The organism is Haloarcula hispanica ATCC 33960, assembly GCF_000223905.1.
In the GTDB taxonomy this organism is placed as follows: Archaea; Halobacteriota; Halobacteria; order Halobacteriales; family Haloarculaceae; genus Haloarcula; species Haloarcula hispanica.
Genome location: NC_015943.1, coordinates 344196 through 371156 on the forward strand (window position 1 = coordinate 344196; position 26961 = coordinate 371156).

The window sequence follows — 26961 nt, forward strand, 5'->3', positions numbered from 1 at the left end:
TCGTATTAAAGCCTTGCCCCCTGTCGGCGTGTCTCGCGCTGTTCGCCGCGTTCGGTAACTCCACTATCGCGTCTCGCGGCTTTTGATCCCCACCGCCGTGGGGGCTAGCTGGTGTTGTCGTCCTGTCTGTACAGCCACGCCAGCGCAGTCCCGAGTACTGCGGTCGCCCCAGTCAGTGCTGTAAAGCCGGGACCACTGGCGGCAGTCCCGGTATTCGTCTCCGTCGCTGTGACCGTGCTCTCTGTCTCGGCAGGAGTTGTCGCCCCGCCGGCCACAGTACTCGCGTCTGTCTCAGTGCCCTCACTCGTCGGCGTGTCATCGGTGGCACCGTCAGCCGGGCTTGCTGACCGCGTCAACTCACGGGTTTCAGTCGTTGCGGACTCGATGGCGGCGTCAGCGAACAACAACTGTTTGTACTCGAAGTCCTCGAACATCGCCAGCTGGTCGTCGTAATGTTCGCCGGTAGTGCCGTCTGGAGCGACGTAGCCGTCGTTTCCGGGCGGGAGGATGTTCTCTGCCTGCGGGTCGTCGCTGAGCCGGACGACGTGATTCTCGGTCCCACGGTTCATCAGCGCTGTGTTCCCCGCGGACGTGACGCCGATAGGCATCCCGAACAGCGCGAGGTTGTCGAACTCGTGCAGGGCTGCCTCACGCCGCCAGGACTCCGGGTCGCCGTCGTATCGCTCGGCGAGTTCGCTCACTGCGGTCCGGAACGCCCTGACCAGCGCGTCCGTGATATCTCCATCGGCGTACTCGGCCTGCGTCGGCAGTGCTGTCTCCGCCGGGTTGAGGACCCGCATCAGGGTGCCGCGCCCGTAGTCGTAGTCGAGGAAGTACGATGCCGGTCCGTATGCGCTCCCGAACGTCTCGCTGAAAACCTCTTCCAGAATGTACGGGAACGTCGCATCCCAGATCGTGTAGCCGGCAGAGTGGCGTCCCTCGTTGTCTTCGCCGTCGGCCTGGGCGAAGTGGTCCCACGAAGCCAGTTCGTCGCGGGCTTGCTGTTCGGTGCCGGAGAGGTCTGCGTCCGAAAGCGCGTCGAGCAGATGCTCTCTGTACCGAATCGAACGCAGATCGGTGAAGGAGATATCGTAGATAACGGTCTTCAGGAACTCATAATCGACTGTCCCCTCCTGTACTAACCGCTGTTCGACCAGATTGATGATCCGCTGCACGCGGTGGTCGGTCGCCCACGAATAGCTCAGGTCGCCGTTGTTCCAGTCCGGTGCGGGTTTGTTGTTCCACTGTGCCGAGTACCCCGGGGCGGGGTTGATCGCGTAGGGCACGTCACCGTCAGCCGCGCGCAGGTAGTCCGCCGACGTGAGTTCGTACTGCGTTCCGTCGGCCGGCAACCGAGTGTCCCAGTCGACTGCTTCGCTGTCCGGATACCGTCCCAAGTGAACATACGCGATGTCGCCGTCCTTGTCTGCCCACATGAAGTTCAGTGCATAGTCACAGCGCTGTGCTGACTCCTGGAACTCCTCGGCGTCCGTCGCGAACTGACACTCGTAGAAGGCCCGCCAGCAGTTCATGTGCCGGCCGGCGTATGACTTCGTCTGCGCCAGCGCTTCCCCGTTGTCGGGGTCCCACTGTGTCACGACACCATGGCGTGTGAACCGTTCAGTATACGTCACGTCCTCGCCGTCGGCGACAGTGATCGTCTGCTCGGCTGTTTCGACCTCGTACTCCTCGCCCTGGAAGGTGTACGTGTCCGGACCCGACGCGTTGGTGGTGATCGACTCCGTGAACATCTGGATGCAGTTGTCGATCCCGGCGGTCGAGGTCAGTGCCCCGTTGCGGTTGTGTCCGAACATGATGAACGGATACCCGGTAACGGTGACACCGGTGACGTCGAAATCCGGCCCGTGCAGGCTCGCCTCGTACATTATCGAAGGCGTGTTGAACCCCATCTGTGGCCCGCCCATCAGTAGCGCATCGCCACTGGCCGTGATATCACCCTGAACAGCGAGGGCGTTGCTGCCGTACTTAATCGGGAGGCCAAGACTGTCGAGTCCGGACGCAAGCGTTCGCATCCGCTCCATCTCTGCCTCGTGCATCCCGTCGGCGTCAGTTGGTGGCGTGTAGTCACCACCGGTGACCAAGTTGCTCGGCGTCACAGACGCGCCGGTTGCCCCGCGCGTCACCCTGTCTGTCTCCTGTCCCCCGGTCACGTTGGGTGTCGACCCTGCCCCGACATCAGTATAGGGAGGGGAGTAGGCATCCGATGGCTGGACTGTCGAGGTCGGGCAGCCGGGGTCGTTACCCCACTGCAGGTCCTCGAAGAGCTCCGTGGCACGCTGTTCGCTCCCTGTTTCCTGTGTGAGTGCGTCGAGGACAGTCGCGCTGAGGGTCTCCAGCTGGAAGCCGCTGAAATATGCCATACTGGCGACGAACATCCCCGCGGTGTCCGCCGTAGTAAACGCCTCGGGCTCGAACCCGTGCTCCTGAAACGCCTGGTGGAATTCCAGCTCCTCGCTCTCACGGACGTCGGTAATGTACCGGTTGATGCCGTCGGTAAACGCCTGCAGGACCGCTCGCTGGTCCGCCGTCAACTGCTCAGCGGCCTGCTCGTCGAGTGACGGCTCGCCGGCGGTGTTGCGCCGCGCCTCGATATCGAACTGGACCCAGTCGGTGTCCCCGTCACCCGAGCCGAGGACCGCTGCGACAGTCCCGTGATAGTACCGCCGGTACAGTTCTAGCTGGTAGAGCCGGTCGGCCGCGGTCGCGTATCCGAACCCATAGAACACCGGGTCACGGCTGTCGGCGTCGCGGGCGTAGACGTGTGGCACGCCGTAGTCGTCTCGTCGTATCGTGACCGTCGCGTCATCGTCCTGTGCGTACGCTAGCTCCGTCTCCACGGCTCCGATACCGGTCATGCCGGTGACCGCCGCGCCCGTCTTCAGGAGCGTTCGTCGTGTGAGGTGCCGCCGCGATTGCTGGTGCTGTGCTGGCATCCCGTAGTCGACAGTCTGGATATTTAATAAATATTTGGGAACATTTCGGGCGGAGCGAGTGTGTCTGTTCACATTCGTTAGTAGTAGGGTGGAGAGGGAACGGATGCTATACGGGATAGTTGGCGTCCCGTTGAGATCGAGACACACTGTCCGACCCAAGCATATAATTGGGTGCCTGACGCAGTCCTCGCCATGTCTCAGGAGACGCCGATCCGTGTCGATCATATCGGAATCGCTGTCGAGGACATCAGTGACGCCGAACCGTTCCTGTTCGCACTCGGCTGTCGAAAACTCATCGAAGAGTCCGTCGAAGGGCGGTTTCGCTGGGCGCAGTACGATTTCGGTCGGGAGGCGTCACGGCTGGAACTCATCGCTCCGGAGGCACCGGACACGTTCCTCACGTCGTATCTCGACGACCACGGTCCGGGACTCCACCACGTCACGCTGGAAGTGGCTGCTATTGACGCGATGAAAGCGGTCCTGGAACGCAACGGCTACAGCGTCGTCGAGTACCGCGAGTACCAGGACTGGACCGAGGCGTTTGTCCCACCGTCGAACCCGACCGGGGCGCTCTTTCAATTGTTCGAGTATCACGACAGCTACGACGCTGAGCGGCCGCCCGCCGAGAAACTCTACGTCGATGGAAGCCGACTCGATGGCTGATATCTGCAACGGTTCGCTCTCGGGAAACGGAGTCGAACGGGAACAGCAGGAGCGACGCTATCAGTCGTCTCTTTCGTCGAGCTGGACCGTTTCCTCGACAATCATTCGGGGGCCGGCCTCCAGGTCGATAAACTCAGCCGCGTCAGCCTGGACCGTCTCGGCGAGGTCGGAATCAAACGCCTCGCTGAGTGCGTCCATGTCCTCGAAATAGAGCTCAAGCACGCCGTCGTAGGCTGCACGCTCCGGGTCTGTCGGCACAGACGTCACGTAGCGTTGCAGTCCCGGCAGGTCCTTCGCCAGCTCCGAGTGGTCGCCCTGCCATCGGTCAGCGAACTCCTCGTGGGTGTAGCTATCTCTCCGGACGAGCAGATCGACGATTTTCACCATGCGTTCCCCGTGTCGCCCCGGAGTGGCTTTTACTTACCGATCAGACAGGGCTGCCACCGATTCAAGCTACTCGAACAAAACACTTGTAAGCCAATTAGTCATGTGTGTACGTATGGCAATCCCGCCCGCTGTCAACAGGCCGGTCGGAACGATTGAGCGAGCGATCGAGATTATAGAGTATCTCAAGGAACACGACACGGCCACCGTGTCGGAGATGACGGCCCACCTCGACTGTGCGAAGAGTACAACGCACAGATACCTGAAGACGCTCGCGGCCAACAGCCTCCTCGTCGAGGACGACAACGAGTATCAGCTCGGTATCCGCTTTCTGGACTACGGCGAAGTGGCGCGGAACAAATACCGGCTCTACGACGAGGCCAAGCCGAGAGTCGACGAACTCGCGGAGGAGACCGAGGAAAAGATCTGGTGTGCAGTCGAAGAACACGGCCGGAGCGTCCACATCTACGGCGCGCAGGGCAAACACTCGGTGCAGACGTACGCCCGGGTCGGCCATCGGAACTATCTCCACCAGCACGCCGCGGGGAAGGCCATACTCGCACACCTTCCGGATAGCCAGATCACGGAGACCATCGACAGGCACGGCCTGCCCGGCCGGACGCCACAGACGATCACCGACAGGGACGAACTCTGGGAGGAAATCGAGACGATACGTGACCGCGGCTACGCGTTCAACTTTCAGGAGTCTGTGGAGGGACTGCACGCGGTCGGGGCCCCCATTACGGACGAAAACGACGTTGCCATCGGGGCGATCAGTGTCTCCGGCCCGGCAAGCCGGCTTGAAGGCCCCATTCTCCGGGACGAACTGCCGACGCTGCTACTGGGCGTCGTCAACGAAATCGGGATAAACATGGCCCATCCGTGAGACCACCAGCGCAGTTCTAGCGGGGCAACTGGCTGTTTTTGGACTGTTCTTCCCTGTGTGCGGTATCAGCCAAGCTAGGGACTTCGTTCTGGGATGGGGACGCGCTCACTCGCTGGTCCACTCCGGCTCTCTGTCTTCGAGGAATGCGTCGATCCCTTCGTCCTTGTCGCCAGTGGCGAACAGTTGCGCGAACAGTTCGGCTTCGTACTCGATGCCGGCTTCGAGGTCCATGCGGGAGCTTGCGCGGACGGATTTCTTCGCAAATTCGAGCGCCGCGGGGCTTTTCTCTGCAATGGATGACGCTAGATCGTAGACGCGCTCGTCGAAGGAGTCGTCGTCGTGGACCTCGTCGACGAGGCCGATGTCAGCGGCCTCCGTCGCGTCGATGAGTTCGCCGGTGAGGATCAGCCGCATCGCGTGGCCTTCGCCGACCAGACGTGGCAACCGCTGTGTCCCGCCACCGCCGGGCATGATGCCGAGGTTGATCTCCGGCTGGCCGAACTTCGCGTCCGTGTGCGCGATCCGGATATCAGCCGCCTGAATCAGCTCACAGCCGCCGCCGAGCGCGTGCCCGTTGATGCGGGCGATGACCGGCATCGGGCACTCGTCGACGTACTCGTAGACCCGCGGTCGCTTGCTCGCCTCCCGTTGCTCTAGCATATCCCGCTCGCGGAGTTCCGTCACGTCGGCACCCGCAACGAATGCGCCGGTGTCTGCCGCGCCAGTCAACACGACAGCACGTACGTCACTGTCCGGAACTGCGTCGAAGACCTGTTTGAACTCCGACCGCAACTGCGTGTTGAGCGCGTTTCGGGCCTCCGGACGGCGTAATTCGACGGTAGCGACGTTCTCGACGCGGTCGCCGACGCTCACCGAAACCGTTTCACAGTCCGCCGCGGCGTCAGCGAGCTCCGTCATGCGTCCCCCCAGTCGCCGCTGGTGCCGACGATGTCGCCGTCCTCCCAGACGTAGAACCCCTCGCCGGATTTCTTGCCGAGTTTCCCGGCCCGGACCTTTCGTTTCAGGATCTGTGGCGGGCGGAACCGTTCACCGAGTTCCGCACGCAGGTACTCGAGGATATCGAGGCGGACGTCGAGACCGACGACGTCGCCGAGTTCGATAGGCCCCATCGGGTGATTGTAGCCGAGCTCCATCGCGGTATCGATGTCCCCCGGTGTTGCAACGCCCTCCTGCACCATCCGCATCGCTTCGACGCCCAGCGAGACGCCGAGGCGGGAGGAAGCAAAGCCCGGTGCATCGGCCACCTCGACCGGTGTCTTGTCGATCCCGTTGACGAACTCGCGGGCACGCGCGACCGTCTCGGCACTCGTCTGTTCCGCGACGACGATCTCGACGAGTGCCATGATGTGAACCGGGTTGAAGAAGTGAAGGCCGATGGCTCGGTCGGGATAGTTGAGGACGCTCGCTATCTCAGTCAGTGACAGTGAAGAGGTGTTTGACGCGATAAGCGTCGCCGGGTCGACGTGGGACTCGACCTCGGTAAGCGTCTCGTGTTTGATATCCATGTCTTCGGGGACTGCTTCCACGACGAGGTCTGCCCCGGTCACAGCCGCCTCCAGCGATGTCGTTCCGGTGAGGCGGTCCAAGGTTGCCTCAGCCGTGGATTCGGTCACTTTCTCCCGGGCGATACCCTCCTCCAGATTCGACTCGATGGCGGCCAGGCCGTCGTCGACGATATCCGCCTCGATATCACGGAGAGTGACGTCGTGACCGGCCATTGCCGACACCTGAGCGATACCGTGTCCCATGGTACCGGCGCCTAGGATAGCTACGTGCATCGTTTCTCAGCACAGTAGCGAAGGATAAAAACGTTGCTTGCGTCTCGCCGCCGGCGTGGCCTGCATTTAATACGGCGGCCGCGATAGGAGTCGGTGAGGATGACTGCTTCCGACTCGCAAGCCGTTGTTGTCGACGCCGTACGAACGCCACAGGTACCGAAGGATGGCGCGCTGGCCGGGACACATCCCGAGGACCTCGTCACCGCTGTGCTTGCTGCCCTCGTTGACCGGACCAATGTCCCAGCCGTCGAGTGGGACGACTTCCGGCTCGGGTGTGCAAACCAGGAGGCAGAGCAGGGGCGCAACCTCGCCCGGCAGTCGATACTCGCCGGTGGGTTCCCCGAGACGGTGCCTGGGGCGACGACGACCCGCCTGTGTGGCTCGTCACTGACGACGCTCGTCGACGCCGCTCGCGCCATCGAGGCGGGCGACGGGGCGGTGTATCCGGTGGCCGGTGTCGAGCACATGAGCACCGTCCCTTTCTCCGACTGGCTGCATCCCGCTATCGAACAGCGGTACGACCCCGACAGGCTCCCGATGGGACAGACGGCCGAAACCATCGCACGGACCCACGATATCAGCCGAAAAGCCCAGGACGAGTTCGCGTTGCGTTCACACGAGCGGGCGGTCGCTGCGATGGAAGGCGGGCGGTTCGACGCAGAGATCGTGCCAGTCCACACCGGCGAGACAGCGGTAGAGAGCGACAAAACACCGCGAGCAGACACGTCAGTCGAGCAGTTGAGCGAACTCCCGACGGTGTTCCGCGACGACGAGGCGGCGACAGTAACGCCGGGGAACGCGTCACCGCTGACCGACGGCGCGGCCGGGATGCTCGTCACTTCGGCGGCGTACGCAGAACAGCACGACCTGGATGTTCTCGGCCGGGTCAAGACGCGGTCCGTCGCTGGTGTCGACCCGCTAGTCATGGGACGGGGACCGATTCCGGCGACGCGTGCCGCACTGGACGATACTGGACTGACAATCGGCGATATCGACCTCGTGGAACTCAACGAGGCCTTTGCCGCGCAGAGTCTCCACTGCAAGCGCGAGCTGGGGATTCCGGCCGAGCGGCTCAACGTCAACGGTGGCGCTATCGCGCTCGGCCACCCGCTTGGCTGTTCGGGGGCGCGGATCACGACAACGTTGTTACACGAGATGCGACGGCGGGAGGCGACGCACGGACTGGCGACGATGTGTGTCGGTTTCGGTCAGGGCGTCGCGGTTGTGTTCGAGCGTCCCTGATGCTGTCGGCTACCGGCGCTGGCTGGCGACCTGTGCTTTGAAGCCGTATCTGATGACGCCCTCCTGCGTGTAGATGCGCCGCGTCGTCAGCACGACGGAGGTGCCTATCGTGACCTCGTCGGTTGTATCGAGCACCTGTGCGGGGACGCTCACAGTCTGCTCGCCAGATGGATCATCAAGCGCGACGATAGCGCTATCGAACTCGCCGCTGCTGGACTGCTGGGCGACGAACTCCGGTGGCGCACCCCCCTGTTCGATAGTCGTTACTGCCTCGACTGTCCCGGTCCCGGGCAGTTCGACAGTCTCGAAATCACCGGTGCGCTCGTGACAGTCGTTGCAGGCCCCGGTGGGCGGGAAATTCAGTGTACCGCACGCAGAGCACCGGCCGGCGACGAGCCGGTGGCGTTGCGGAAGCGTCCGCTGCCAGGACGGGACGCTAACGTAGGCGCCGCCACCCTCGGGTTCGTCGCGCGTAATCTCGCCTCGCCGCCTGAGGTACTCGGCGTAGGACAGGGAGACGGCACCGTCCAGTGCAGTGTTGACCGGAACAGGACCAGTGGCGACGAACAGCGTCGCACTCGCACCGCTTCCGTACGCTGCGATCAGCACGCGTTCGGCGTCGTCTGCAAACGCTGTCGCCGCTCCGAGAAACGCACTGGCAGCGCCGGTGTCCCCGAGCGTACTGACTGTGTCCGCGGCGGCAATAGTCTCTGCGTCAACCCCGAGCGCACCTGTTGCCCGATACGGGAGTTTCCCGTCCGGGGACTGGACCGCTGCCGCATCGACTGTATCCATCGACACGTCCAGTCTGTCGGCCGCACTGCCGAGCGTGGTCGTGAACGCCTCGCGGTCGTACTGCGTCACACCCAGGCCGGTCGTCCGGTCGTCCCCACCCGTTCTGAAGCGCGTTCCGGGGTAGGCCTCCGTGTGTGACGCCCGGTCAACGACGGTTCCGGGACCGTCCTCGTCGACAACGAGCGCGACACTCCCGGCACCGGCGGCGTGCTCGACGCCGCTGTCGGGGTCACCTCGGGGACAGTCACTGATGACGACGAGGCCGACACCGTCCCCGAACGGCCCGCCGTCCATGGTTGCGTCCAGTGCCTGCGCACCGACGTGCGTGGAGCCGGTCATGGTCTGGGTCTTTGCGCTGTCGGGGACGTTGAGAATACTGCAGAGTCGCGCCGCAAGGTCCTCTTCCGCCATCGGTGGTGTCGTTGTCGCGAAGGCCAAGTGCGCGACATCCGTCCCGGACGCGTCGGCCGCAGTGAGCACACGGCGTGCGGCTTCGACACCCATCGTGACCGCGTCCTCGTCGGCGTCGGGAACCGCTTTCTCGTCGACCCCCGCTGCATCGAACCGACCCCAGGCGGCTTCGAACTCCGCGGCGTCGATCCGCAGGCGAGGTGCGTACGCGCCGATAGCCGCGAGCCCTGACGCAGTCATCGTGCAGCCTCCCGTTCGAGGATATGGACAATTGCGCTGCCGCCGCTCCCACCCACGTTGTGAGTGAGCCCGTACTTCGGGGCCGCTAGCTGCCGGTCCGCGGCGCTGCCGGTGAGCTGTTTGAACGCTTCGACAAGCTGTCCGGCCCCGGTTGCGCCGATAGGGTGGCCCTTCGATTTCAGCCCGCCGGAGAGATTGACCGGCATGGCTCCGTCAGCTTCGGTCGCTCCCTGTTCAAGCAACTGCGGTGCCTCGCCGCGGTCACAGAACCCGAGGTCCTCGTAGGCAAGCAGTTCGGCGATCGTGAAGCAGTCGTGGACCTCGGCAAAGTCGAGGTCGTCGGGGCCGACTCCGGCGCGGTCGTAGGCTGTGTCCGCAGCCGCTTCTGATGCAGAAATCGCGGTGTAGCTGTCTCGCTGGAAGAGCCCGACCCGGTCGCTGGCCGCGCCGACTCCGGCGACCCGAACCGGGGCATCAGTGTACTGCTCAACGACGTCTTCACTGGCGACGAGAGCGACGGCTGCGCCGTCGGAGGTCGGACAGCAGTGATAGAGGTTCAACGGGTCCGCGACGACCGGGGCGTCGACGGCGTCTTCGAGGGAACACTCGAAGCCCAGATGGGCCTTCGGGTTCTTTGCGCCGTTCCGATGGTTCTTGACCGCCACCATCGAGAGGTGCTCCTCGCTAGCCCCGTACTCCTGCAGATACGCGCTTGCCATCTGTGCATAGACGCCGGAGAACGTCGTCCCGGTCAGCCGTTCCCACTCTGTTTCGCCGGAGACGCCGAGCCAGTACTTCGTCACGTCGCTGCTCATGTCTGTCATGACTTCGACGCCGCCAGCCAGCGCCACGTCGGCCATCCCGCTTTTGACTGCCTGCACCGCCTGACGGACGGCGTAGCCCGACGCAGCACAGGCGTTTTCGACGCGCACGCTGGGGATTCCGTGCAGCCCGGCGTGTTCGGTTGCTGCCGGTCCCGAGAGACCGAGTTGTCGACCGCCCACGCCGAGTGAGCCGACGACCGCTTCGTCTATTGCATCCGTGTCGATACCGTGGTCGACACTGTCGATGGCTTCGCTGACTGCGTGGTCGAACAGTGATCTGTAGCTCTCTTCGGGCATCGAGCCAAACGGCGTTTGCCCTGCGCCGATGAGATACGCGTCCCGCATACATGGAACTCTGAGGGTACTGAAAAATAGCTTTGCATCACTTGCCGACAGTCACACAGCAAGCACGACCGGCACTCGGAGTGGTCAATCCCAAACCATTTTATCACTATCATTCCACTCTATCATTGACGATGGTGTACAAGCAACTGGAGGCGGCTGACCGTACAGAGCTGCGTGCGTTGCAAACCGACCGATTACAGGGGGTTGTTACGCACGCCTACGAGAACGTCCCGTTTTATCGGGAGAAGCTCGACGAAGCGGGCGTCTCGCCCGAAGACATCCAGAGTATCGACGACATCACGAAACTGCCGATGACGACGAAAGAGGATTTCCGCGACGAGTACCCCGATGGCCTGTTCGCCGTCGACGATGCGGACGTCGCCCGGATCCACGCGTCGTCCGGGACGACCGGGAAGCCGAAAATCGTCTCGTACACGGATGACGACCTCGACAGCTGGAGCGAAGTCGTTGCCCGTTCGCTGGCTGCGAGTGGGACCGAACCGGGCGACACCGTCCAGAACGCCTACGGATACGGGCTATTCACCGGCGGATTGGGGCTTCACGACGGAGCCGAGGAGCTGGGGGCCACAATTATCCCTATCGGGAGCGGCCAGACCCAGCGACAGGTCGAGTTGATGACCGACCTGGAGAGCGATGTGTTCACATGCACCCCGTCGTATGCGCTGTACCTCGCCGAAACGGCCGAGGAAATGGGCCACGACCCCAGCGACCTGCCGATCTCGACGATTATCTTCGGAGCGGAACCGTGTACCGATCCGATGCGGGCAGAAATCGAAGAGCGGCTGGGCGTCGACGGCATCGATGTTTACGGGCTCTCGGAGATCATCGGTCCCGGCGTCTCGTGTGAGTGCCACGAAGCGCAGGACGGACTCCACATCTGGGAGGACCACTTCTACCCGGAAGTCATCGACCCACAGACGAAAGAACCAGTCGAGGAAGGCGAGGAGGGTGAACTCGTTCTCACAACACTCACCAAAGAAGCGTTACCGGTCTTCCGATACCGGACCGGGGATTTGACGACGCTGAACTACGACGAGTGTGCGTGTGGACGGACGATGGTTCGGATGGACAACGTCACCGGTCGGACTGACGACCTCCTCATCGTCCGTGGCGTGAACCTCTATCCCAGTGAAATCGAGCACGCTGTGCTTGACATCGACGGCGTCGCTCCGCACTACCGCATCGACCTCTACGAGGAGAACAACCTCGACGTCCTGGAACTCACCATCGAACGGACTGCGGAGCAAGGGCCGGGCGACAAAGCGCTGGAAGACGAAATCATCGAGCGACTGGAGAACGTGCTCGCGTTCACCCCGGACGAACTCGAACTCGTTGCGCCCGGGAGCATCGACCGAACGCAGGTCGGCAAAGTAAAACGCGTCTACGACCACCGTGACTGACTGTCAGGGCCGGTAGACTCGTCCGCGAAACGTCGCGATGCGCTCGCCATCCTGTGCAGTCACCGTTACCTCGTACTCTGCGGTGCTGTCCGCGAGATGCGTCTCCTCGGCGACCGCAGACAGCGTCTCACCGGTTTCGACGGCGTCTAAATACGAGATGTTCGTCTCCAGTGCGACCGCCGCCTCGCCGTGCGAGTTCGACGCCGCGGCGAAGGCTGCATCGGCGAGCGAGTAGACCGCACCGCCATGGGGCGTCCCATGAAAGTTCAGCAGGTCCTCGGTAATCGTCAGTTCAGTCTGGGCGTACCCCGAGTCGAGTTCGACGACGTCAATGCCGAGGGTTTCGCAGTACGCGTCGGATTCGATGCGCTCTCTGACTTCGTCGGCGACGCCGGACATACGGCCTGTGGTTCTATCAGGAATAATAAATATATACCGGTCGCCGCTGCTGTCAGCGGAGCGTAAAAATATAAATGTCTGCTATCAGATGGGGAACTATGGCGTACAGCTACGAGCCACACCACTTCGAGGACTTCGAAGAGGGACAGGAGTTTATCAGTGTCGGCCGGACGGTCACCGAGTCCGATTTCGTCATGCACTCTGCGCTGTCGGGCGACTGGACGGAACTGCATACGAACAAGGAGTACGCGGAAGAACAGGAGTTCGGTGAGCGGATCGCACACGGGCCGATGACGTTCGTTCAGGCAACCGGCTTCGTCTACCGGACCGGTATCGTCGAGCGGACCGCGTTCGCGTTCCTCGGGATGAACTACATGGACCTCCCGAACCCGGTCCACATCGGCGACACACTCCAGTTGGAAATCGTCGTTGACAACACCAAGGAGGTCGGGCGCGACGACGCCGGGTTAGTCGTCCTCGACACTGAAATGGAAAACCAGGACGGAACCGTCGTCTTCAAGGGCGACATGAAGTTCCTGATCAAGAAACGCGAGTGAGTCAACTGACGCGTCTGAAAGCGATGCATCGGTAGCGGGTAGTGCCTCGATTGTGCGACTTGGAGATCGAGGATCGCGCTCTCGCCACCCAGACATTAATGATCAATAATAACAACTAAGACGCCGCGCACTCCCTCTGTTATTGCAATGGAGTACACCGGCCCGACAGACCTGTATATCGGCGGCGAATGGCGAGAAGCGACCAACGGCGGCAGCATCGAGACGGAGGACCCGGCAACTGAACAGCCCTACGCGTCGGTACAGAAGGCCGAGGCGACTGATATCGACGATGCGGTACAGGCGGCACAGGCGGCCGTCGAAGGCGGCTCCGAGTGGGCGACGATGGACCCGGGAACGCGCCGGGCGAAACTCCACGCGATGGCCGACGCCATCGAGGAGATGAAAGACGAACTGTCCATGGTTGAATCCCACGACAACGGGAAAACGCCGTTCGAAGCGGGGCTAGAAATCGACATGGTCACCGATACGTTCCGCCATTACGCCGGCTGGACGGACAAGATCCGCGGTGACGAGATTCCTGTCGAGAGCGGTCGGCTCAACTACACCACCCGTGAGCCGGTCGGTGTGACTGCACACATCGCGCCGTGGAACTATCCCTTCCAGCTCGCCGGCCGCGGCCTGGCACCGGCGCTGGCGGCGGGGAACAGCGTTATCCTCAAGCCGTCCGCTATGACGCCGCTGTCGGCGCTGTACTACGCGAAAGCCGCCGAAGAAGCGGGCCTTCCGGATGGTGTCGTCAACGTTGTTCCCGGGAAGGGGTCCGAGGCCGGCGACGCACTCACCGGACACGAGGGCGTCGATCACGTCACCTTCACCGGGAGTACAGGTGTCGGAAAGACGGTCCAGCGCAGTGCTGCCAACGCGGTCGCCGACGTGACGCTCGAACTCGGCGGGAAGGGGCCGGCAGTCGTGTTCCCCGACGCTGACCTCGATGCCGCCGCCCGCGGCATCCAGTACGGGATTTTCATGAACGCCGGGCAGATGTGCTGGGCGAACTCGCGTATCGTCGTCCACGAGGACGTCTACGACGAGATGGTCTCCCGGATGGCAGAGATCGCAGAGAACATCCCACTCGGCGGTGGCATCGACGACGATGGGCAGATGGGACCAGTCGTCAGCGCGGGCCAGCAACAGGAGATACTCGACTACATCGAGACCGGCAAGGAGGAGGGTGCGACTGTTGTGGCTGGTGGTGGCGTTCCTGCGGACAGAGACACCGGTCACTTCGTCGAGCCGACCGTCTTTGCCGACGTGGACAACGGGATGACGATTGCACAGGAGGAGATCTTCGGTCCCGTGCTCACCGCAATCGAAGTGAGCGACGAGGAAGAAGCGAGTGCGGTCGCAAACGATTCACCGTTTGGCCTCACCGCCTGCGTCTGGACGAACGACCTGACTCGCGCACACACCGTCACAGACAGCCTGGACTACGGGATGGTGATGGTCAACGAGACGCCCAACACCTGGCCACAGACACCCTTTGGCGGCACGAAACAGAGCGGCCACGGCCGCGCACAGGGCGAGCAGGCTATCGAGGCCTACACCGAGGTGAAAAACGTCCACATCAACCTCGGCTGAAACTTCCCCCGACGAGTCGTGCCCAGGCAGCCAGCAACAGTTCCACCGCTCTGCCTCACGCTGTGAAACTCCGAAGGCAGAACTAGCGAGTAATAACTGCTTACTCGAACTTTTTGAACTGCTGCAGGCACTCGTTGCAGTAATGAATCGACTGGCACCGCGACGGCCCGCGTGGGTGTTTCCGCTCGGTGTCGGTCGAGCCACAGTACGGGCACTCAGCGCCCGTCTGTTCGCCGCTGGTCGTGACACTGGGGTCGGGTTCACTCATCCGTCGAAACTCATGCCGAAGTCCCGCAGCGCTTCTTTGCCCTGTTCTGTGACCAGATCAATCGACCAGTCCGGGGCCCAGACCAGTCGGACCGACGCGGTCTCGATTCCGTCGACACTCTCGGCGGCCTCCTCGACCTCATCGAGGATGATCTCGCGCGCTGGACAGCCGCTGTAGGTGAGCGTCATGTCGACCGTGACAGCACCGTCGGACACGTCGAGCCCGTATATGAGGCCCAGGTCGACGATGCTGACCGGCATCTCCGGGTCCTCGACCTGATACAGGGCCGCCCACACGTCGCGTTCAATGCCGTCGGCGTCTTCGCCCGTGGCCGGCACGTCGTCCGCTGCGTGGTCTTTGGTCTCGTAGTCGGTGTACGAACACGCGGTAGCATCAGCGTCCGCGCGTGGCCGGTCGTAGTCGCTACTCATCGTCGGCCGCCATTATCAGCGTCGCTTCGTCACGGCCCAGATTCCGGTAACTGGCCGTCATTTCGTCGTGTAGGTCGTGCCAGTGGTCGGTGTGTTCGTTGTCCCGGCCTGCCGGCGTTGCGGGGGCAGCATCGGTCGGCACGTCGAACCCCAGTTCGGTCAGGAACGATTCGACGCGGGTCTCCCACTCGGTGCGCATCTCGTCGAGGGTCATCGTGCGGATGCCCAGCCGGTCGATGTCGGCCTCCACGTCGCCAACGGGTTCGAACAGCGTGAGGGCGTACGGGTAGAGCTCGTCGATAGCCGCCTGAACGCGTTCGCTGGCCTCCTCGTCCAGTGCCATCCGGTCCAGCCAGCTCTCGGCGTGTTCGAGGTGATAGCCTTCCTCGCCCTGGATGCGACTCGTTCTGTTCCGGATGATTTCGTACGACGAGTCCTCGAGCGCGGAGAGGCGGATGTCTTCAGCGACGTCGTAGAGGTACGCTCTGACGATAGCATCGGCCCAGTCACCTTCCGCAAACGGTAACTCGACGAGCGTACTGTGCTGGAAGTCGCTGGGGTCGCTCTCGTAGATGAGCGATTCCTCGGAGTAGCCGAGTTGCTGTACCGCATCGTACCACAGTCGGGCGTGGCCCAGCTCGTCCTGTGCGTTGTTCGAAATCGAGAGATCCGATTCCAGTGTCGGCGCACGCACCTGCCAGAACGTGTAGCGTTCGGCCTGAACCAGCTCGTCGTCGGCGAGTCGGAGTAGCTGTGCCTCGACTGCGCGCTGTTCGTCCTCGGACAGGTCGGCTGGACCGCCGAGGTCGGATTCCATTGTTGCCATTAGATCTCACCTCGCTGTTTCTCCGCTTCTATCTGCTCGGATTCGGAGGCTTCGACCTCCTCAGCAGCCGGATCAACGTTGTACGTCTGTGCGAACCGGTAGGACTTGTTGGTCGTTCCACCGAAGCTCACGTCGTCCTCGGTGACTTCACCGATGTACTGGTGCTGTACGACCCAGAGACTGTTGGGGTCGTCGTCAGTGAACGCCGCAATCGCCGCCTGTTCTGCGCCGGCGGTGCTGGGGGCTTCGACATCACCGCAGTGCGCGTGATACCCGCCGGGCTGGTCCTGCCGGAAGACAGCCCACGGTTTCTCGGCGCTGTTTCCGACCTCGCCATGGCTCTCTGCATCGGGGTCGACCTGCGTGATTTTCTCCTGCGGGGCAACCCAGAGGGCGTGGGTTGGCTTCCGTCGTCCGTGCTGAATGACCGAGAACTGCTTCGCCATCTCTCGGTCGGGTGCGTGGACATCCCGGCAGTGAACGAAATCCGCGTCCGGACTCTGTTGTCGGAATACTTCCCAGATCATTGTTCTCAGTCCGCCGCCTGTGACTGCGGGCCGCTGTTCGTCGTCGTCTGGTCGTCCATCATGTCACGGACCCACTGCACCGCTTCCTGAGCCTGCCGGCGACCGGAAATCTGTTCGATACTGCCGTCATATTCGTTCTGCGAGACGGTGAAGAACTCGTCCCAGTCGAGGTCGTCCTCGACGACCTCGTAGGTCCCGTCACCGTTGTCCCGAATGCGTGGCTCGTCGGGCATCTCCAGCCCGTATTTTTTCGCCTTCGGGATGTAGGTGTTGAGGAACGCGTTCCGAAGCTCGTCGTTCGTACACGTCTTCAGCCCGACTTCCGCGGCGAAGTCGTGGTGGGTGCTCTGGTCGTCGGTCGGGCCGAAGAACTGCAGGATTCGCGGCCACCACTCTTCGAAGGCCTCCTGAGTCATGCGCTGTTCCCTCCGGGAGCCGTTCATCAGTTCGCGGAGGATCGACTCACCGTGCTTGACGTGCATCCCCTCTTCGAAGCAGATCTTGTCCATCGCGTGGGCGTACGGCTCCCAGCTGGACTTTTTCAGGGTCGCCTGGCGGCGCATCGCGGCCCCGTCGACGAAGAAGGCAATCATCGGCGTCTCGACGTAGCTCTCCATCGGGTAGTGGAAGCAGTTCAGGAACTTCCCGTCCCCGTTCGCCAGGTCGTCGAGCATCTCTTCGCGGGTCTTGATACCGAGCGACTCCGCCGCTCGGTAGAGCATCTGGCCGTGGCCGATTTCGTCCTGCACCTTCGCGCTGAAGGCCATCTTTCGCTCGATGCTCGGGGCTTGTCTGATGAAGGGCCGTTCGAGGTACGCCCCCATAATCTCGCTGTTGGCGTGGAATTCAAGCATCCGCGTGGCTGCCTTCCGATACTCTTCGGGAAGGTCGTCTTTCGGGCTGAACTCCCGGGGTCCAGCGCGGGCTTTGACTTCGTCAACGTTCATATGTATCCCATAAATCGTGAGGAATGTTCATACTAATTTGCCCCTATATAGACGGGTTTTATAAGTATATCCGCACATATACGAGGCAATGATAGAGGAGTGTCTAATGGTCGAATTTCGCATCGAGGGCGATGACTGTCCACTGGCAGATGCGAGTAGTGCCACTGGCACGCCCATCGAGGCGGCCCCGCCACTCCTCCGGGATGACCGTAACGTACTGTTGCGGTTCAGCGCGCAGGCGAGTGAGGAACTCGGGGACTACCTCGACGGCGACGACCGGATCCGCTATCTCTACCAGTCAGTTACCGAGGGTCGGTACAACTACCGGTGTCTGTCGCTCCAGCAGTGTGTCGTCCACAAACTCATCAGCGCGGGCTTCATGGTGGAATCGCTGACCTATCGGGACGGAAACGCGATTCTAACTGGCGCTGTGGTGGGCCACGAGATCCTCCAGACGGTCATGGAGACGGCCGGTGAAACCGTCGGCGTGAAGCTACAGCGGGTGTACGCCCTGCGTGCGAGAGAAGACGCGTCTATCGCCCAGCAGTGGGACCTGACCCCGGCACAGGCGGAAAGTCTCCGGTACGCGGTCGAGATGGGCTACTTCGTCGTCCCACGACAGACCACCGCTAGTGAAGTCGCCGCCGAACTCGGTATCAGTAAGTCCGCGTTCCTCGAACGACTCCACCGCGCACAGCACTCGCTGCTCACACAGCTGTTCGGCGGCGTCGGCGAAGGCCGACCGGACGACGACCGGGAGTAAAGTACCCGCGCGTGTGAGTACGACCATGCGCGTTGAAGACGGCGCTGTTCGACGAATCGTATTCGACCGTCCCGATGTCAAAAACGCGATGACCGGGGCGGTCGCGACTGAGCTCGCTGCTGCGCTCGCTGACCTCGACCCAGCGACACACGATGCCGTGCTCCTCACCGGCGACGGCGACGCCTTCAGTGCCGGCGGGGATATCGAGGCGATGAGCGAGCGTGAGGAGTCCGCGACGGAAGCCTACGAGCGGGTCCGGACGACGCTGGGTCGGGTGGCCAGCAACATCCTCGAAGCGCCGGTGCCTGTCGTCGCGAAGGTCAACGGGGATGCGGTCGGTGCCGGGCTGTCGCTCGTGGCTGTCGCTGATTTCGCGTATGCCGCCCAGTCCGCCCGGTTCGGTGCGTCGTTCATCAGCGTCGGCCTCGTGCCGGATATGGGCGCAACCGCGATACTCCCCCGGCTCATCGGGCTCAGGAAGACCAAGGAACTCGCGTTCACCGGGAAACTGATCGACGCCGAGACCGCCGCCGAGATAGACCTGATCAACGAGGCTGTCGAGCAGCGTGACCTCGACGCGCGGACGGCCGACCTGCTCGAAACGCTTCAGGCACAGCCGACGGCGAACCTCGGGCTGGCGAAGGAAGCGATCCACGACAACATCGGCCAGCCGTTACAGACCGGGCTGCGCCGAGAGGCACGCATCCAGTCACTGGCGTACGATACGCCGGCTCATTCGCGTGGTGTCGAAGCGTTTCTGGACGGTCGAACCCCGGACTTCGATTAGCGGTGGAAAAACTCCTGTGCGTTTTCGAACAGAATCTTCCGCTGGACGTCCGTGTCAAAATCGGTGTCGCGGGCGAACGATTCGAGCCACGTTTCGGGGTCGATCATCGGGTAATCGGTGCCGAACATCACCTTGTCTTTGAGAACGGTCCCGGCGTAGTGAAGGACCTGGTCGTCGATGTACTTCGGTATCCAGCCGGAGAGATCCATGTACACGTTGCCCTTCTGCTGGCAGATCGCCAACTGCTCTTTCTCCCACGGGAACGCGGGATGGGCGATGAGAATGTCGAGGTCCGGATAGGCGGCGGCCACGTCGTCGATAAGCATCGGGTTGCCGTACTTGACCTTCAGGCCACGGCCGCCGGCGCTACAGGCCCCGAGCGTCGAGTTGCCGCCGTGAAAGACGACGGGGACGCCGAGGTCTTCGATGGTACTCCACAGGTGGTCGTGGCGTTCGTCCGAGGGGTCAAAGCCCTGTGCGATCTGCTGGAACTTGAACCCGGAGAGGTCCAGATCCTCGACGCACCGGATTGCCTCCTGCACACAATCGTCTTTCAGAGGGTCGACGCTCCCGAACCCGACGAAGAAGTCGGAATACTCGTCCCGGACCTCGGCGACGTAGTCGTTCGGGACGGGTGGGTTCCCGGTGTTCGTTTCCGCGTCCCAGCCAAGCAGGACAGCGCCACCGACGCCCGCTTCGTGGTACTCCGCGAGCATCTCCTCGTAGTCCCACGTCTCCAGGTCAGTGCCAAAGCGGTCGGCGGCGTCTTGCATCATTTCGCCGCCAGCGTCGTGGAGGAACTCACTGGTCGGCTGATGCGCGTGCGTATCGAACAGTTGCCTGTCGGCTACGCCGGGGAGGTCGGTTGTCACAGAAGGAGCTTTTACCCAGTATCATAAAAATCCATGCCTGATTGTGCTGTGCAGAATACTCGCCGGAGCGAGTGGAGAACCGTGCTGAGGATACCAGCATCGAGAAGAGCCGATGATAACGGCGGCAGACGAACAAATCGCCAGACGAAGGCTCACCCCCGGTATGGCCGGGCGTCAACCCCCTACAATCTTACTACCGGGGAGTGAAGGCACAGCTATGGTTCGTCGCAGTGTTCTGTTCGCACCGGGTGACAATACGGAGTTGATGCGGAAAGCGGCCGGTGGCGACGCCGATGTCGTCGTCTTCGACCTCGAGGATGCGGTTGCACCGGCGGATAAAGAGCAGGCACGTCAATCCGTTCAATCAGTACTCTCGGCTGTCAGTTCGGACAACCACATCTGCGTTCGCATCAATCCCGTAGGGGTCAGCGCCACAGCGGACCTCGCAGCGATACTGACGGATGCCAGCCCTGACAGTGTGATGCTCCCGAAGGCCAGTTCCGCCGAGGACATCTCGGCACTGGAACGGCTCCTCGATGAATACAGCGCGGATCTCCCGGTGCTTGGGCTAGTGGAATCGGCCGCCGGCGTCCTCAACGCGGCGGAGATTGCAGCCGCCGACCCGACCGATGCCCTGCTCTTTGGGGCCGAGGACCTTGCAGCCGACCTCGGTGCGAGTCGCACCAGCGATGGACGGGAGGTGCTCTATGCACGCCAGCGGGTCGTCGTTGCGGCCAGCGCCGCAGGAATCGATGCAATCGATACGATCTACCCGGAATACGGCGATCTGGATGGCCTCCGTGACGCAACTGAGTTCGCTGCCCAACTCGGGTACGACGGGAAGATGGCAATCCACCCAGATCAGGTCGCGGTCATCAACGACGCGTTTACCCCAAGTGACGAGGAGATAGCATGGGCCGAACGCATCATCGCGGCCGACGAAGAAACAGATGCTGGGGTGTTCGAAGTCGACGGGGAGATGATCGACGCACCGCTTATCGCACAGGCGGAGCGTGTCCTCGAACGCGCTCGCGAGGCCGGGCAGCGGTAGCCAACGACAACACCTATCCGGGACCTAACTGTGCTGTCGTGTATGAAAGACGTCGTCCGGCAGAACTTCGATGCCAGCGTCGACGCCTACACGACCTACGAGCGGCGGACCAATCGCTTCACGTCGCTCGCACGCCTGCTCGCCGCCGAAATGGATGCTCGTACTGACGGCGGCCTCGGGACAGTTCTCGATGCGGGCGCAGGAACAGGCGTGAGCACACGCGTATTCACCGAGACAACAGCGGACACGATTGCCCTTGATATCAGCCGCGAGATGCTGAGCGAGATCGAGTCCACGGCCCGACTGCAGGCCGATTTCGACCACCTGCCGCTCAGTGACCAGTCAGTCGACGGCGTCGCGTTTACCGCCTCGCTCTTTCTGGTCCCCGACCCAGCGACTGCAGTACGGGAAGCTGCCAGAGTCCTCCGGTCTGGTGGAGTGGTCGGGGCCGTCGCACCGCTTGGCTGGTTCGATTCTGACGGCACAGACGCGTTCGAGCAGTTCGAGCGCGAGTCGCGCTCCCCGACTGATACACCGGCTATTCGGGACGCCCTCGCGGCTGAGTTCTCGGCGACTACAGGAACCTGGAAATTTTCGACAAGTGCCGAAAATATTCGGCTATTCCACGCGATTCCCGCGATGGCCGCACGGCTCTATCCGAAACTCGAAACGGAGAAACGAGTGCGGCAAGCCCGTGAACTCCTCGGCGCTCTCGACGGCACGTTCGAGCAACGATGGCGCTGGGTCGTCGGTGTGCCCGAATAGGTGACTTGAATCTGCGGTTCGTCCGTCGAGCGGTCACAGCGTCACTCGGCGTGGTCCCGTTTCAGCGACAGCACGGTGCGGTCGAACTCACAGACGAGGACGTCGTCCGAATCTGCGAGCTTGAACACCTCGACGTGCATCGTGACGATGCCGCGGTCACCGTCGCTGGTCTCGCGTTTGTCGGTCACGGTCGACTGCACGCGGATCGTGTCGCCGTGAAACACCGGGTTCGGATGCTCGACGCTGTCGTAGGACAGGTTCGCGACGATGGTGCCATCGGTCGTCTCTGGAATGGTCAGTCCGACAGCGACACTCATCGTGTAGAGCCCGTTGACCAGTCGCTCGCCGAACTCCGTCTCGGCCGCGAACTCGGCGTCGAGATGGAGCGGCTGCTGGTTCATCGTCATATCGCAGAACTGTTGATTGTCGCGCTCGCTGACGGTACGGCGCTTCTCGTGTTCGATGGTCTCGCCGACCTCGAACTCTTCGTAGTAGCGTCCTGTCATAGCTCAGAGGATGGTCCCGTGTTTCTTGTCCGGGAGGTCTTTCTCGACGGTCTCGTAGAACGCAAAGCGGTTCGTCAGTTCCGTTCTGAGGTCGCTCGGCGGGACGATGTCGTCGACGACGACCTCGCTAGCCATTCGATGAATGTCGATATCCTCGCGGTAGGCCTCGCGGAGTTCCTGCTCCTTTTGCTGTCGCTCGTCCTCGTCGTCGATCTCGGAGAGCTTGCGGGCGTAGACGGCGTTAATAGCCGCTTCAGGTCCCATGATCGCGATTTCCCCACTCGGAAGGCCGATTGTCGACTCGGGGTCGTAGGCGGGACCGGACATCGCGTAAATGCCCGCGCCGTAGGCCTTCCTGACCACAACGGACTGCTTGGGCACTGTCGCCGAAGACGTGGCGTAGATCATCTTCTTGCCCTGTTCGAGGATGCCCTCTTTCTCGACGCCAGACCCGGCCATGAACCCCGGCGTATCGCAGAGATACAGCAGCGGGATGTTGTAGGCGTCACAGGTCCAGATGAACTGGGCGGCTTTCTCCGCCGCGTCCGGGAAGATGGCCCCGGCACGCTGGGCTGGCTGATTGGCGATAACTCCGACTGGCCGCCCGTCTATCCGGGCGAACGACGTGATTATCTCCTTGCCGTATTCGGGCCGGAGTTCGAGCGTCGACCCGGCGTCGACGACCCGCTCAATCACGTCAAACATATCGTAACCCTTGTTCGGCTTGTCCGGGACAACGGCGTCGATACCCTCCGGCGAGCGCTTCGGGGCCGTCCCACTGGTCTGTGGTGGGTCTTCGTCGGCGTTGTCTGGCAGATAGCCGATGAGTTTCGCGACGAGTTCGCGGGCGTGTTCCTCGTCGTCAGCGATGAGGTCCGCACTCCCGGAGTGCTGTGCGTGGACAGCAGGGCCTCCGAGGTCGTCGAGGCTGATCTTTTCGCCGGTGACCATTTCGACCATCCGGGGGCTGGCGATGGCCATTGCGCTCATGTCCCGAACCATGACGGTGAAGTCCGCGAACACCGGCGTGTAGGCTGCACCGGCGATACAGGGACCGTACAGCACACAGATCTGCGGGACCCGCCCCGATAGCATCGAGTGGTTGTAGTAGAACTTCCCGATACCTTCGCGGTTGGCGAAAAAGCCCGTCTGCTGGTCGATACGGCCGCCCGAGGAGTCCATCAGGTACAGCACCGGACGCCCGGTTTTCAGTGCCCGCTGTTGCATCCGGAGGAACTTCTCGACACCCTTTGCCGCCATGCTGCCACGTTTGACCGTGTAATCGTTGGCCATGAAATGCAGGTCACGGCCCTCGAACTCCGCGGCCCCCGTGATGAGCCCGTCAGCCGGGAGCTGGTCGTCGGCGTCGAACTCCGCAAATTTCCCGTCCTCGAACAGGAAATCGTCACCGAACCACAGGTCGATACGGTCCCGGACGAACAGCTTGCCCTCCTCAGGTAACTGCTCCTTGTACTTTTCCGGCCCGCCTTCAAGGATCTCTGCAATCTCCTCGCGCAGGGCCTCTTCGCGTTCGGTCGGACCGAGGTCGTCGTCGACCGGTTCCGTGGATTCGTCCCGTCGAGTGCTGTCGTACGTGGCACTGGCGACCGTTTCGCCGCTGTCAATGACGAGGGTAATGTCGTCCTCAAAGTGTGTCGCCAGCGCCTCGGCAATGGCCTGTGCTTCCGATTCGGTCGCGTCGTCTGAAATTCTGACTTGCATACTTACTCCTCCAGTACAACCAAGGTGTCACCCATGTCTACGGAGTCGCCCTCCGCGACCGGGACGGACGCGACAGTGCCGCCCGTGGATGCCACCACGTCGTTTTCCATTTTCATCGCCTCCAGCACGCAGACGACATCGCCCGCTGCGATATCGTCACCGGGCGCGACTTCGGTCGAGAGGATAGTGCCCTGCATCTCAGCCGTAATCGCACCCGACGTGGCCACCGGGCCGCCACCGGATGAGTTGCCGCCCGAAGTGCCACTGCCGGAGCCGCCACTGGCGTTGCCATCACGGGAGATGCGGGGCAGTCCGTCCGTAACGACGACATCGAAGCGCTTCCCATCGACTTCGACAGCGATTTGATCCGTTGACGCCGCCGAGGCGTCGCCACCGACCTCGTCAGTCCCCCATCGTGCAACAGCCGCGTCGAGGGCATCATCGGCGAGTTCCTGATCGAGGTATTTCGTCGTGTGCGTCCCGGCGCGGAACGTGTCGTCGTCCAGCATCAATCGATGGAACGGGATGGTCGTGTGGACACCCTCCACGGTGAAATGGTCGAGGGCACGCCTCGACCGGTCCAGACAGTGGTCCCGGTCCTCGCCAGCGACGATGAGCTTCGCGATCATCGAGTCGTAGTCGCCCCCGATCTCGTCGCCCTGCGAGACTGCGTGGTCGAGCCGCACACCGATACTGCTTGGCGGCGCGTACGTCGTCAGCGGTCCCGGCGTCGGCGCGAAGTCCTCGGCCGGGTTCTCCGCGTTGATTCGGTACTCGACGGCGTGTCCGTCTATCGACACGTCTTCCTGTGTAAAGTCCAGTTGCTCGCCCGCGGCGACCCGGAGCTGCCAGCGAACGATGTCGATGCCCGTCACAGCCTCGGTGACGGTGTGTTCGACCTGAATGCGGGTGTTCACCTCCATGAAGTAGAACTCCCCGTCCTCGACGAGGAACTCCACCGTGCCGGCGTTCGTGTACCCGGCTTCGCTGACACCGCGTCTGGCGGCCTCGCCGATCTGCGTCCGCAGTTCGGCATCGAGAGCGGGACTCGGGGCTTCCTCGATGACCTTCTGGTGGCGACGCTGGAGCGAGCAGTCGCGCTCGCCCAGATGACGGACGTTGCCGTGTTCGTCTGCAAGCACCTGCACTTCGACGTGTTTCGGTGCTTCGAGGTACTTTTCGACGTACACGGAATCGTTGCCGAAGTAGGCTTCCCCCTCGCGCTTCGCGCTCTTGAGCGCCTCCGCGACCTCGGCCTCGCTCCGGACGATCTTCATGCCACGACCGCCGCCGCCACCTTCGGCTTTTATCGCGATGGGGTAGCCGTACTCGGCACCCAGTTCGCGCACTTCGTCCGGCTCGCTGACGAGGTCCGTCGTGCCGGGGACGACCGGGACGCCGGCGTCCTGCATCACCGTCCGGGCTTTCGTCTTTTCACCCAGCGTCTCCATCGCGTCGCTTGGCGGCCCGACCCAGGTGATTCCGTCGGCGGCTTCGACGCGGGTAGCGAACGCGGCGTTTTCCGCGAGGAAGCCGTACCCGGGATGGATCGCGTCGGCCCCGGCCCGCTCGGCAACATCGAGTATCGCGGTCTGGTCGAGGTACGACTCGCTTGCGGGTGCCGGGCCGACGTTGTATGCGTCGTCGGCGTACTCAACGTGGCCGGCGTTGCGGTCGGCATCGCTGTAGACGGCGACCGTTTCGATACCCAGCTCTTCACACGCAGCCATCACACGGACCGCGATTTCGCCGCGGTTTGCGACAAGGACTTTCTCGAACATTAGTAGGATCTGGGGAAGCCGAGGTGCTGCCCGATGTGGTTGTACGCCATCTGCTGGGAAACCGGGGCCAGCCGTGTCAGGTTGATTTCGCGCCACCAGCGTTCGACGTCGTACTCCTTCGCGTAGCCCCAGCCGCCGAACGCCTGCATGGATTGCTTGACCGCTTCGATGCCAGCACTGACGGCCGTCGCCTTCGCGACGTTCGTCTCGTACCCGCACTCCTCGCCCTGGTCGTAGAGCCAAGAGGCCTTCTCACGCATGAGCGCCGCCGTTTCCATGCGGGCGTACGCCTTGGTGATCGGGAACGACACCGCCTGATGGCTCCCGACAGGCGCGCCAAACACCTCCCGGTCGCTAGCGTACTCGATAGCAGTGTCGGCGGCCAGTTTGCCGATACCGGTCCCGGCGGCCGCAAAGCCGATGCGTTCCGGGTTCAGCATATCGACCAGAGTCCACCAGCCGTCGTCTTCCTCCCCCAGGAGGTTCTCCTCGGGGACCCGAACGTCCTCGATGAAGACTTCACAGGACTTCGAGTAGTTGATGCCGTGTTTGGGAATCGGGGACACGTCGATGCCGGGGTCGTCCATATCGACGATAAACAGGCTTATACCGTCGGTCCCGCGCTCGACCTCGTCGCGTGGGGTCGTGCGCGTGACGAGAATCATGTTGTCAGCCCGGTCGGCGAAGGTAATCCAGGCCTTGTTCCCGTTCAGAACGTACTCGTCGCCGTCTTTCTCCGCGCGGGTGGCGACGTTCAGCGTGTTTGTCCCGGCCTCGGGCTCCGTGATGCCGATAGAGAAGTTTCGCTTGCCGTTGGCGATGTCCGGCAGATAGGTCTGCTTCTGCGCTTCTGTTCCGCTCTCGCTGATACCGGCAGCGGCCATGCCGGCGGTGAGCACCAGATACCAGGTGCCTGCCATGCCACAGCCCTCGGCACAGAGCGTCTCCATGACCAGCCCCATCTCCTGGATGCCCATACCAGCCCCTTCGTACTCCGGCGGGACCAGCAGGCCGTGGAAGCCGGCCGCGGCCAGTTCGTCCCAGAATTCCTCTCCGAACTCGCCTGCTTCCTCTTTCTCGCGCCAGTACTCCGGTCCGTACTCGGCCGCCACGTCCGCCGCGGTCGACCGAATCATCGAGCGTTCCTCTGTTTCTTCGAAATTCATTGTGGTTGTGTCTGCGTTGGCACTCGTACT

General features: G+C 62.6%; 26 protein-coding genes and 2 pseudogenes. 10 read left to right on the forward strand and 18 right to left on the reverse strand.

Translation table 11 applies throughout. The features are described from left to right. Positions 1-104: 104 nt before the first annotated feature. Positions 105-2954, reverse strand: a complete 2850-nt coding sequence (locus HAH_RS16750; protein ID WP_014030886.1) for a penicillin acylase family protein — start codon at positions 2952-2954, stop codon at positions 105-107. A 192-nt stretch (positions 2955-3146) separates the two neighbouring features. On the opposite strand from HAH_RS16750, the gene HAH_RS16755 reads away from it, so the two are divergent. Next, entirely contained in the window at positions 3147-3617 is a 471-nt protein-coding gene (locus HAH_RS16755) for a VOC family protein (protein ID WP_014030887.1), read from the forward strand. Between the two features lie 60 nt (positions 3618-3677). Here the strand turns inward: HAH_RS16755 and HAH_RS16760 are convergent, their stop codons facing one another. Beyond that, positions 3678-4004: an EthD domain-containing protein gene (locus HAH_RS16760; RefSeq protein WP_014030888.1), complete on the reverse strand. Its 327-nt coding sequence runs from the start codon at positions 4002-4004 to the stop codon at positions 3678-3680. 112 nt (positions 4005-4116) lie between these two features. On the opposite strand from HAH_RS16760, the gene HAH_RS16765 reads away from it, so the two are divergent. Then, complete coding sequence (locus tag HAH_RS16765) at positions 4117-4887, forward strand: IclR family transcriptional regulator (RefSeq protein ID WP_014030889.1); 771 nt, start codon at positions 4117-4119, stop codon at positions 4885-4887. Positions 4888-4992: 105 nt separating this feature from the next. Here the strand turns inward: HAH_RS16765 and HAH_RS16770 are convergent, their stop codons facing one another. Together HAH_RS16770 and HAH_RS16775 are read right to left on the reverse strand one after the other, a co-directional pair. Continuing rightward, positions 4993-5805, reverse strand: coding sequence for an enoyl-CoA hydratase/isomerase family protein (locus tag HAH_RS16770; RefSeq protein WP_014030890.1), 813 nt, complete (start codon positions 5803-5805; stop codon positions 4993-4995). Further along, positions 5802-6686 carry a 3-hydroxyacyl-CoA dehydrogenase family protein gene (locus HAH_RS16775; RefSeq protein WP_014030891.1) on the reverse strand — a complete coding sequence of 295 codons (885 nt, stop codon included), beginning with the start codon at positions 6684-6686 and terminating at the stop codon, positions 5802-5804. Before HAH_RS16775 ends, HAH_RS16770 begins: the two co-directional genes overlap by 4 nt. Positions 6687-6785: 99 nt before the next feature. Between HAH_RS16775 and HAH_RS16780 the strand changes: the two genes are divergently transcribed. Further along, positions 6786-7928 carry a thiolase family protein gene (locus HAH_RS16780; protein WP_014030892.1) on the forward strand — a complete coding sequence of 381 codons (1143 nt, stop codon included), beginning with the start codon at positions 6786-6788 and terminating at the stop codon, positions 7926-7928. A 9-nt stretch (positions 7929-7937) separates the two neighbouring features. Here HAH_RS16780 and HAH_RS16785 read toward each other — a convergent pair whose 3' ends face one another. Together HAH_RS16785 and HAH_RS16790 are read right to left on the reverse strand one after the other, a co-directional pair. After that, positions 7938-9374, reverse strand: a complete 1437-nt coding sequence (locus HAH_RS16785) for a zinc ribbon domain-containing protein (protein WP_014030893.1) — start codon at positions 9372-9374, stop codon at positions 7938-7940. Continuing rightward, positions 9371-10543: a thiolase domain-containing protein gene (locus HAH_RS16790; protein ID WP_014030894.1), complete on the reverse strand. Its 1173-nt coding sequence runs from the start codon at positions 10541-10543 to the stop codon at positions 9371-9373. The genes HAH_RS16785 and HAH_RS16790 overlap by 4 nt, the downstream gene beginning before the upstream one ends. A 131-nt stretch (positions 10544-10674) precedes the next feature. On the opposite strand from HAH_RS16790, the gene paaK reads away from it, so the two are divergent. Beyond that, a complete protein-coding gene (paaK, locus tag HAH_RS16795; RefSeq protein WP_044952595.1) occupies positions 10675-11964 on the forward strand; it encodes a phenylacetate--CoA ligase PaaK in 1290 nt (429 codons plus the stop codon). Between the two features lie 3 nt (positions 11965-11967). Here paaK and paaI read toward each other — a convergent pair whose 3' ends face one another. Continuing rightward, positions 11968-12363, reverse strand: coding sequence for a hydroxyphenylacetyl-CoA thioesterase PaaI (gene paaI, locus HAH_RS16800; protein ID WP_014030896.1), 396 nt, complete (start codon positions 12361-12363; stop codon positions 11968-11970). Positions 12364-12461: 98 nt separating this feature from the next. On the opposite strand from paaI, the gene HAH_RS16805 reads away from it, so the two are divergent. Together HAH_RS16805 and HAH_RS16810 are read left to right on the forward strand one after the other, a co-directional pair. Continuing rightward, complete coding sequence (locus HAH_RS16805; protein WP_008308373.1) at positions 12462-12920, forward strand: MaoC family dehydratase; 459 nt, start codon at positions 12462-12464, stop codon at positions 12918-12920. A gap of 147 nt (positions 12921-13067) precedes the next feature. Continuing rightward, positions 13068-14519, forward strand: coding sequence for an aldehyde dehydrogenase family protein (locus HAH_RS16810; protein ID WP_014030897.1), 1452 nt, complete (start codon positions 13068-13070; stop codon positions 14517-14519). 100 nt (positions 14520-14619) lie between these two features. Here HAH_RS16810 and paaE read toward each other — a convergent pair whose 3' ends face one another. The 6 genes and pseudogenes from paaE to paaA all read right to left on the reverse strand — a co-directional run bounded on the left by paaE (position 14620) and on the right by paaA (position 17518). Continuing rightward, positions 14620-14787: a 1,2-phenylacetyl-CoA epoxidase subunit PaaE gene (gene paaE / locus HAH_RS20060; protein WP_004594293.1), complete on the reverse strand. Its 168-nt coding sequence runs from the start codon at positions 14785-14787 to the stop codon at positions 14620-14622. Beyond that, entirely contained in the window at positions 14784-15218 is a 435-nt protein-coding gene (gene paaD, locus HAH_RS16815; protein ID WP_014030898.1) for a 1,2-phenylacetyl-CoA epoxidase subunit PaaD, read from the reverse strand. Before paaD ends, paaE begins: the two co-directional genes overlap by 4 nt. Then, a complete protein-coding gene (gene paaC / locus HAH_RS16820) occupies positions 15211-16044 on the reverse strand; it encodes a 1,2-phenylacetyl-CoA epoxidase subunit PaaC (protein WP_014030899.1) in 834 nt (277 codons plus the stop codon). The genes paaD and paaC overlap by 8 nt, the downstream gene beginning before the upstream one ends. Further along, a pseudogene (locus HAH_RS20515) lies at positions 16044-16343 on the reverse strand (PacF protein); the annotation flags it as partial. The pseudogene HAH_RS20515 and the gene paaC, both read right to left, overlap by 1 nt. A 69-nt stretch (positions 16344-16412) precedes the next feature. After that, a pseudogene (locus HAH_RS20520) lies at positions 16413-16571 on the reverse strand (PacF protein); the annotation flags it as partial. 5 nt (positions 16572-16576) lie between these two features. Next, positions 16577-17518: a 1,2-phenylacetyl-CoA epoxidase subunit PaaA gene (gene paaA / locus HAH_RS16830; protein WP_014030901.1), complete on the reverse strand. Its 942-nt coding sequence runs from the start codon at positions 17516-17518 to the stop codon at positions 16577-16579. Positions 17519-17624: 106 nt separating this feature from the next. Between paaA and HAH_RS16835 the strand changes: the two genes are divergently transcribed. Both HAH_RS16835 and HAH_RS16840 read left to right on the forward strand, forming a co-directional pair. Beyond that, positions 17625-18281 (forward strand): helix-turn-helix domain-containing protein, encoded by a 657-nt coding sequence (locus tag HAH_RS16835; RefSeq protein ID WP_014030902.1) that lies wholly within the window; start codon positions 17625-17627, stop codon positions 18279-18281. A 25-nt stretch (positions 18282-18306) separates the two neighbouring features. Then, complete coding sequence (locus HAH_RS16840) at positions 18307-19068, forward strand: enoyl-CoA hydratase/isomerase family protein (protein ID WP_014030903.1); 762 nt, start codon at positions 18307-18309, stop codon at positions 19066-19068. On the opposite strand, the gene HAH_RS16845 is transcribed toward HAH_RS16840, so the two are convergent. Beyond that, a complete protein-coding gene (locus HAH_RS16845; RefSeq protein WP_014030904.1) occupies positions 19065-19940 on the reverse strand; it encodes an amidohydrolase family protein in 876 nt (291 codons plus the stop codon). The genes HAH_RS16840 and HAH_RS16845 overlap by 4 nt on opposite strands. A 217-nt stretch (positions 19941-20157) precedes the next feature. Here HAH_RS16845 and HAH_RS16850 point away from each other — a divergent pair, with 217 nt between their 5' ends. After that, positions 20158-20991, forward strand: coding sequence for an HpcH/HpaI aldolase/citrate lyase family protein (locus tag HAH_RS16850; RefSeq protein ID WP_014030905.1), 834 nt, complete (start codon positions 20158-20160; stop codon positions 20989-20991). Between the two features lie 42 nt (positions 20992-21033). Beyond that, entirely contained in the window at positions 21034-21756 is a 723-nt protein-coding gene (locus tag HAH_RS16855) for a class I SAM-dependent methyltransferase (RefSeq protein WP_014030906.1), read from the forward strand. 41 nt (positions 21757-21797) lie between these two features. Here the strand turns inward: HAH_RS16855 and HAH_RS16860 are convergent, their stop codons facing one another. Genes HAH_RS16860 through HAH_RS16875 form a run of 4 tightly spaced genes read right to left on the reverse strand, consistent with a single transcriptional unit; the run spans position 21798 to position 26931 of the window. Next, entirely contained in the window at positions 21798-22262 is a 465-nt protein-coding gene (locus HAH_RS16860) for a MaoC family dehydratase (RefSeq protein ID WP_014030907.1), read from the reverse strand. Positions 22263-22265: 3 nt separating this feature from the next. Continuing rightward, positions 22266-23984, reverse strand: a complete 1719-nt coding sequence (locus HAH_RS16865) for an acyl-CoA carboxylase subunit beta (protein WP_014030908.1) — start codon at positions 23982-23984, stop codon at positions 22266-22268. A gap of 2 nt (positions 23985-23986) precedes the next feature. After that, a complete protein-coding gene (locus HAH_RS16870; protein ID WP_014030909.1) occupies positions 23987-25765 on the reverse strand; it encodes an acetyl/propionyl/methylcrotonyl-CoA carboxylase subunit alpha in 1779 nt (592 codons plus the stop codon). After that, a complete protein-coding gene (locus tag HAH_RS16875) occupies positions 25765-26931 on the reverse strand; it encodes an acyl-CoA dehydrogenase family protein (RefSeq protein ID WP_014030910.1) in 1167 nt (388 codons plus the stop codon). Before HAH_RS16875 ends, HAH_RS16870 begins: the two co-directional genes overlap by 1 nt. Positions 26932-26961 lie beyond the last annotated feature (30 nt).

Bases quoted from the DNA above. Each gene is read 5' to 3' on its own strand.
- HAH_RS16750 (WP_014030886.1), bottom strand. From the start codon at position 2,954: ATGCCAGCACAGCACCAGCAATCGCGGCGGCACCTCACACGACGAACG.
- HAH_RS16755 (WP_014030887.1), top strand. From the start codon at position 3,147: ATGTCTCAGGAGACGCCGATCCGTGTCGATCATATCGGAATCGCTGTC.
- HAH_RS16760 (WP_014030888.1), bottom strand. From the start codon at position 4,004: ATGGTGAAAATCGTCGATCTGCTCGTCCGGAGAGATAGCTACACCCAC.
- HAH_RS16765 (WP_014030889.1), top strand. From the start codon at position 4,117: ATGGCAATCCCGCCCGCTGTCAACAGGCCGGTCGGAACGATTGAGCGA.
- HAH_RS16770 (WP_014030890.1), bottom strand. From the start codon at position 5,805: ATGACGGAGCTCGCTGACGCCGCGGCGGACTGTGAAACGGTTTCGGTG.
- HAH_RS16775 (WP_014030891.1), bottom strand. From the start codon at position 6,686: ATGCACGTAGCTATCCTAGGCGCCGGTACCATGGGACACGGTATCGCT.
- HAH_RS16780 (WP_014030892.1), top strand. From the start codon at position 6,786: ATGACTGCTTCCGACTCGCAAGCCGTTGTTGTCGACGCCGTACGAACG.
- HAH_RS16785 (WP_014030893.1), bottom strand. From the start codon at position 9,374: ATGACTGCGTCAGGGCTCGCGGCTATCGGCGCGTACGCACCTCGCCTG.
- HAH_RS16790 (WP_014030894.1), bottom strand. From the start codon at position 10,543: ATGCGGGACGCGTATCTCATCGGCGCAGGGCAAACGCCGTTTGGCTCG.
- paaK (WP_044952595.1), top strand. From the start codon at position 10,675: ATGGTGTACAAGCAACTGGAGGCGGCTGACCGTACAGAGCTGCGTGCG.
- paaI (WP_014030896.1), bottom strand. From the start codon at position 12,363: ATGTCCGGCGTCGCCGACGAAGTCAGAGAGCGCATCGAATCCGACGCG.
- HAH_RS16805 (WP_008308373.1), top strand. From the start codon at position 12,462: ATGGCGTACAGCTACGAGCCACACCACTTCGAGGACTTCGAAGAGGGA.
- HAH_RS16810 (WP_014030897.1), top strand. From the start codon at position 13,068: ATGGAGTACACCGGCCCGACAGACCTGTATATCGGCGGCGAATGGCGA.
- paaE (WP_004594293.1), bottom strand. From the start codon at position 14,787: ATGAGTGAACCCGACCCCAGTGTCACGACCAGCGGCGAACAGACGGGC.
- paaD (WP_014030898.1), bottom strand. From the start codon at position 15,218: ATGAGTAGCGACTACGACCGGCCACGCGCGGACGCTGATGCTACCGCG.
- paaC (WP_014030899.1), bottom strand. From the start codon at position 16,044: ATGGCAACAATGGAATCCGACCTCGGCGGTCCAGCCGACCTGTCCGAG.
- paaA (WP_014030901.1), bottom strand. From the start codon at position 17,518: ATGAACGTTGACGAAGTCAAAGCCCGCGCTGGACCCCGGGAGTTCAGC.
- HAH_RS16835 (WP_014030902.1), top strand. From the start codon at position 17,625: ATGGTCGAATTTCGCATCGAGGGCGATGACTGTCCACTGGCAGATGCG.
- HAH_RS16840 (WP_014030903.1), top strand. From the start codon at position 18,307: ATGCGCGTTGAAGACGGCGCTGTTCGACGAATCGTATTCGACCGTCCC.
- HAH_RS16850 (WP_014030905.1), top strand. From the start codon at position 20,158: ATGGTTCGTCGCAGTGTTCTGTTCGCACCGGGTGACAATACGGAGTTG.
- HAH_RS16855 (WP_014030906.1), top strand. From the start codon at position 21,034: ATGAAAGACGTCGTCCGGCAGAACTTCGATGCCAGCGTCGACGCCTAC.
- HAH_RS16860 (WP_014030907.1), bottom strand. From the start codon at position 22,262: ATGACAGGACGCTACTACGAAGAGTTCGAGGTCGGCGAGACCATCGAA.
- HAH_RS16865 (WP_014030908.1), bottom strand. From the start codon at position 23,984: ATGCAAGTCAGAATTTCAGACGACGCGACCGAATCGGAAGCACAGGCC.
- HAH_RS16870 (WP_014030909.1), bottom strand. From the start codon at position 25,765: ATGTTCGAGAAAGTCCTTGTCGCAAACCGCGGCGAAATCGCGGTCCGT.
- HAH_RS16875 (WP_014030910.1), bottom strand. From the start codon at position 26,931: ATGAATTTCGAAGAAACAGAGGAACGCTCGATGATTCGGTCGACCGCG.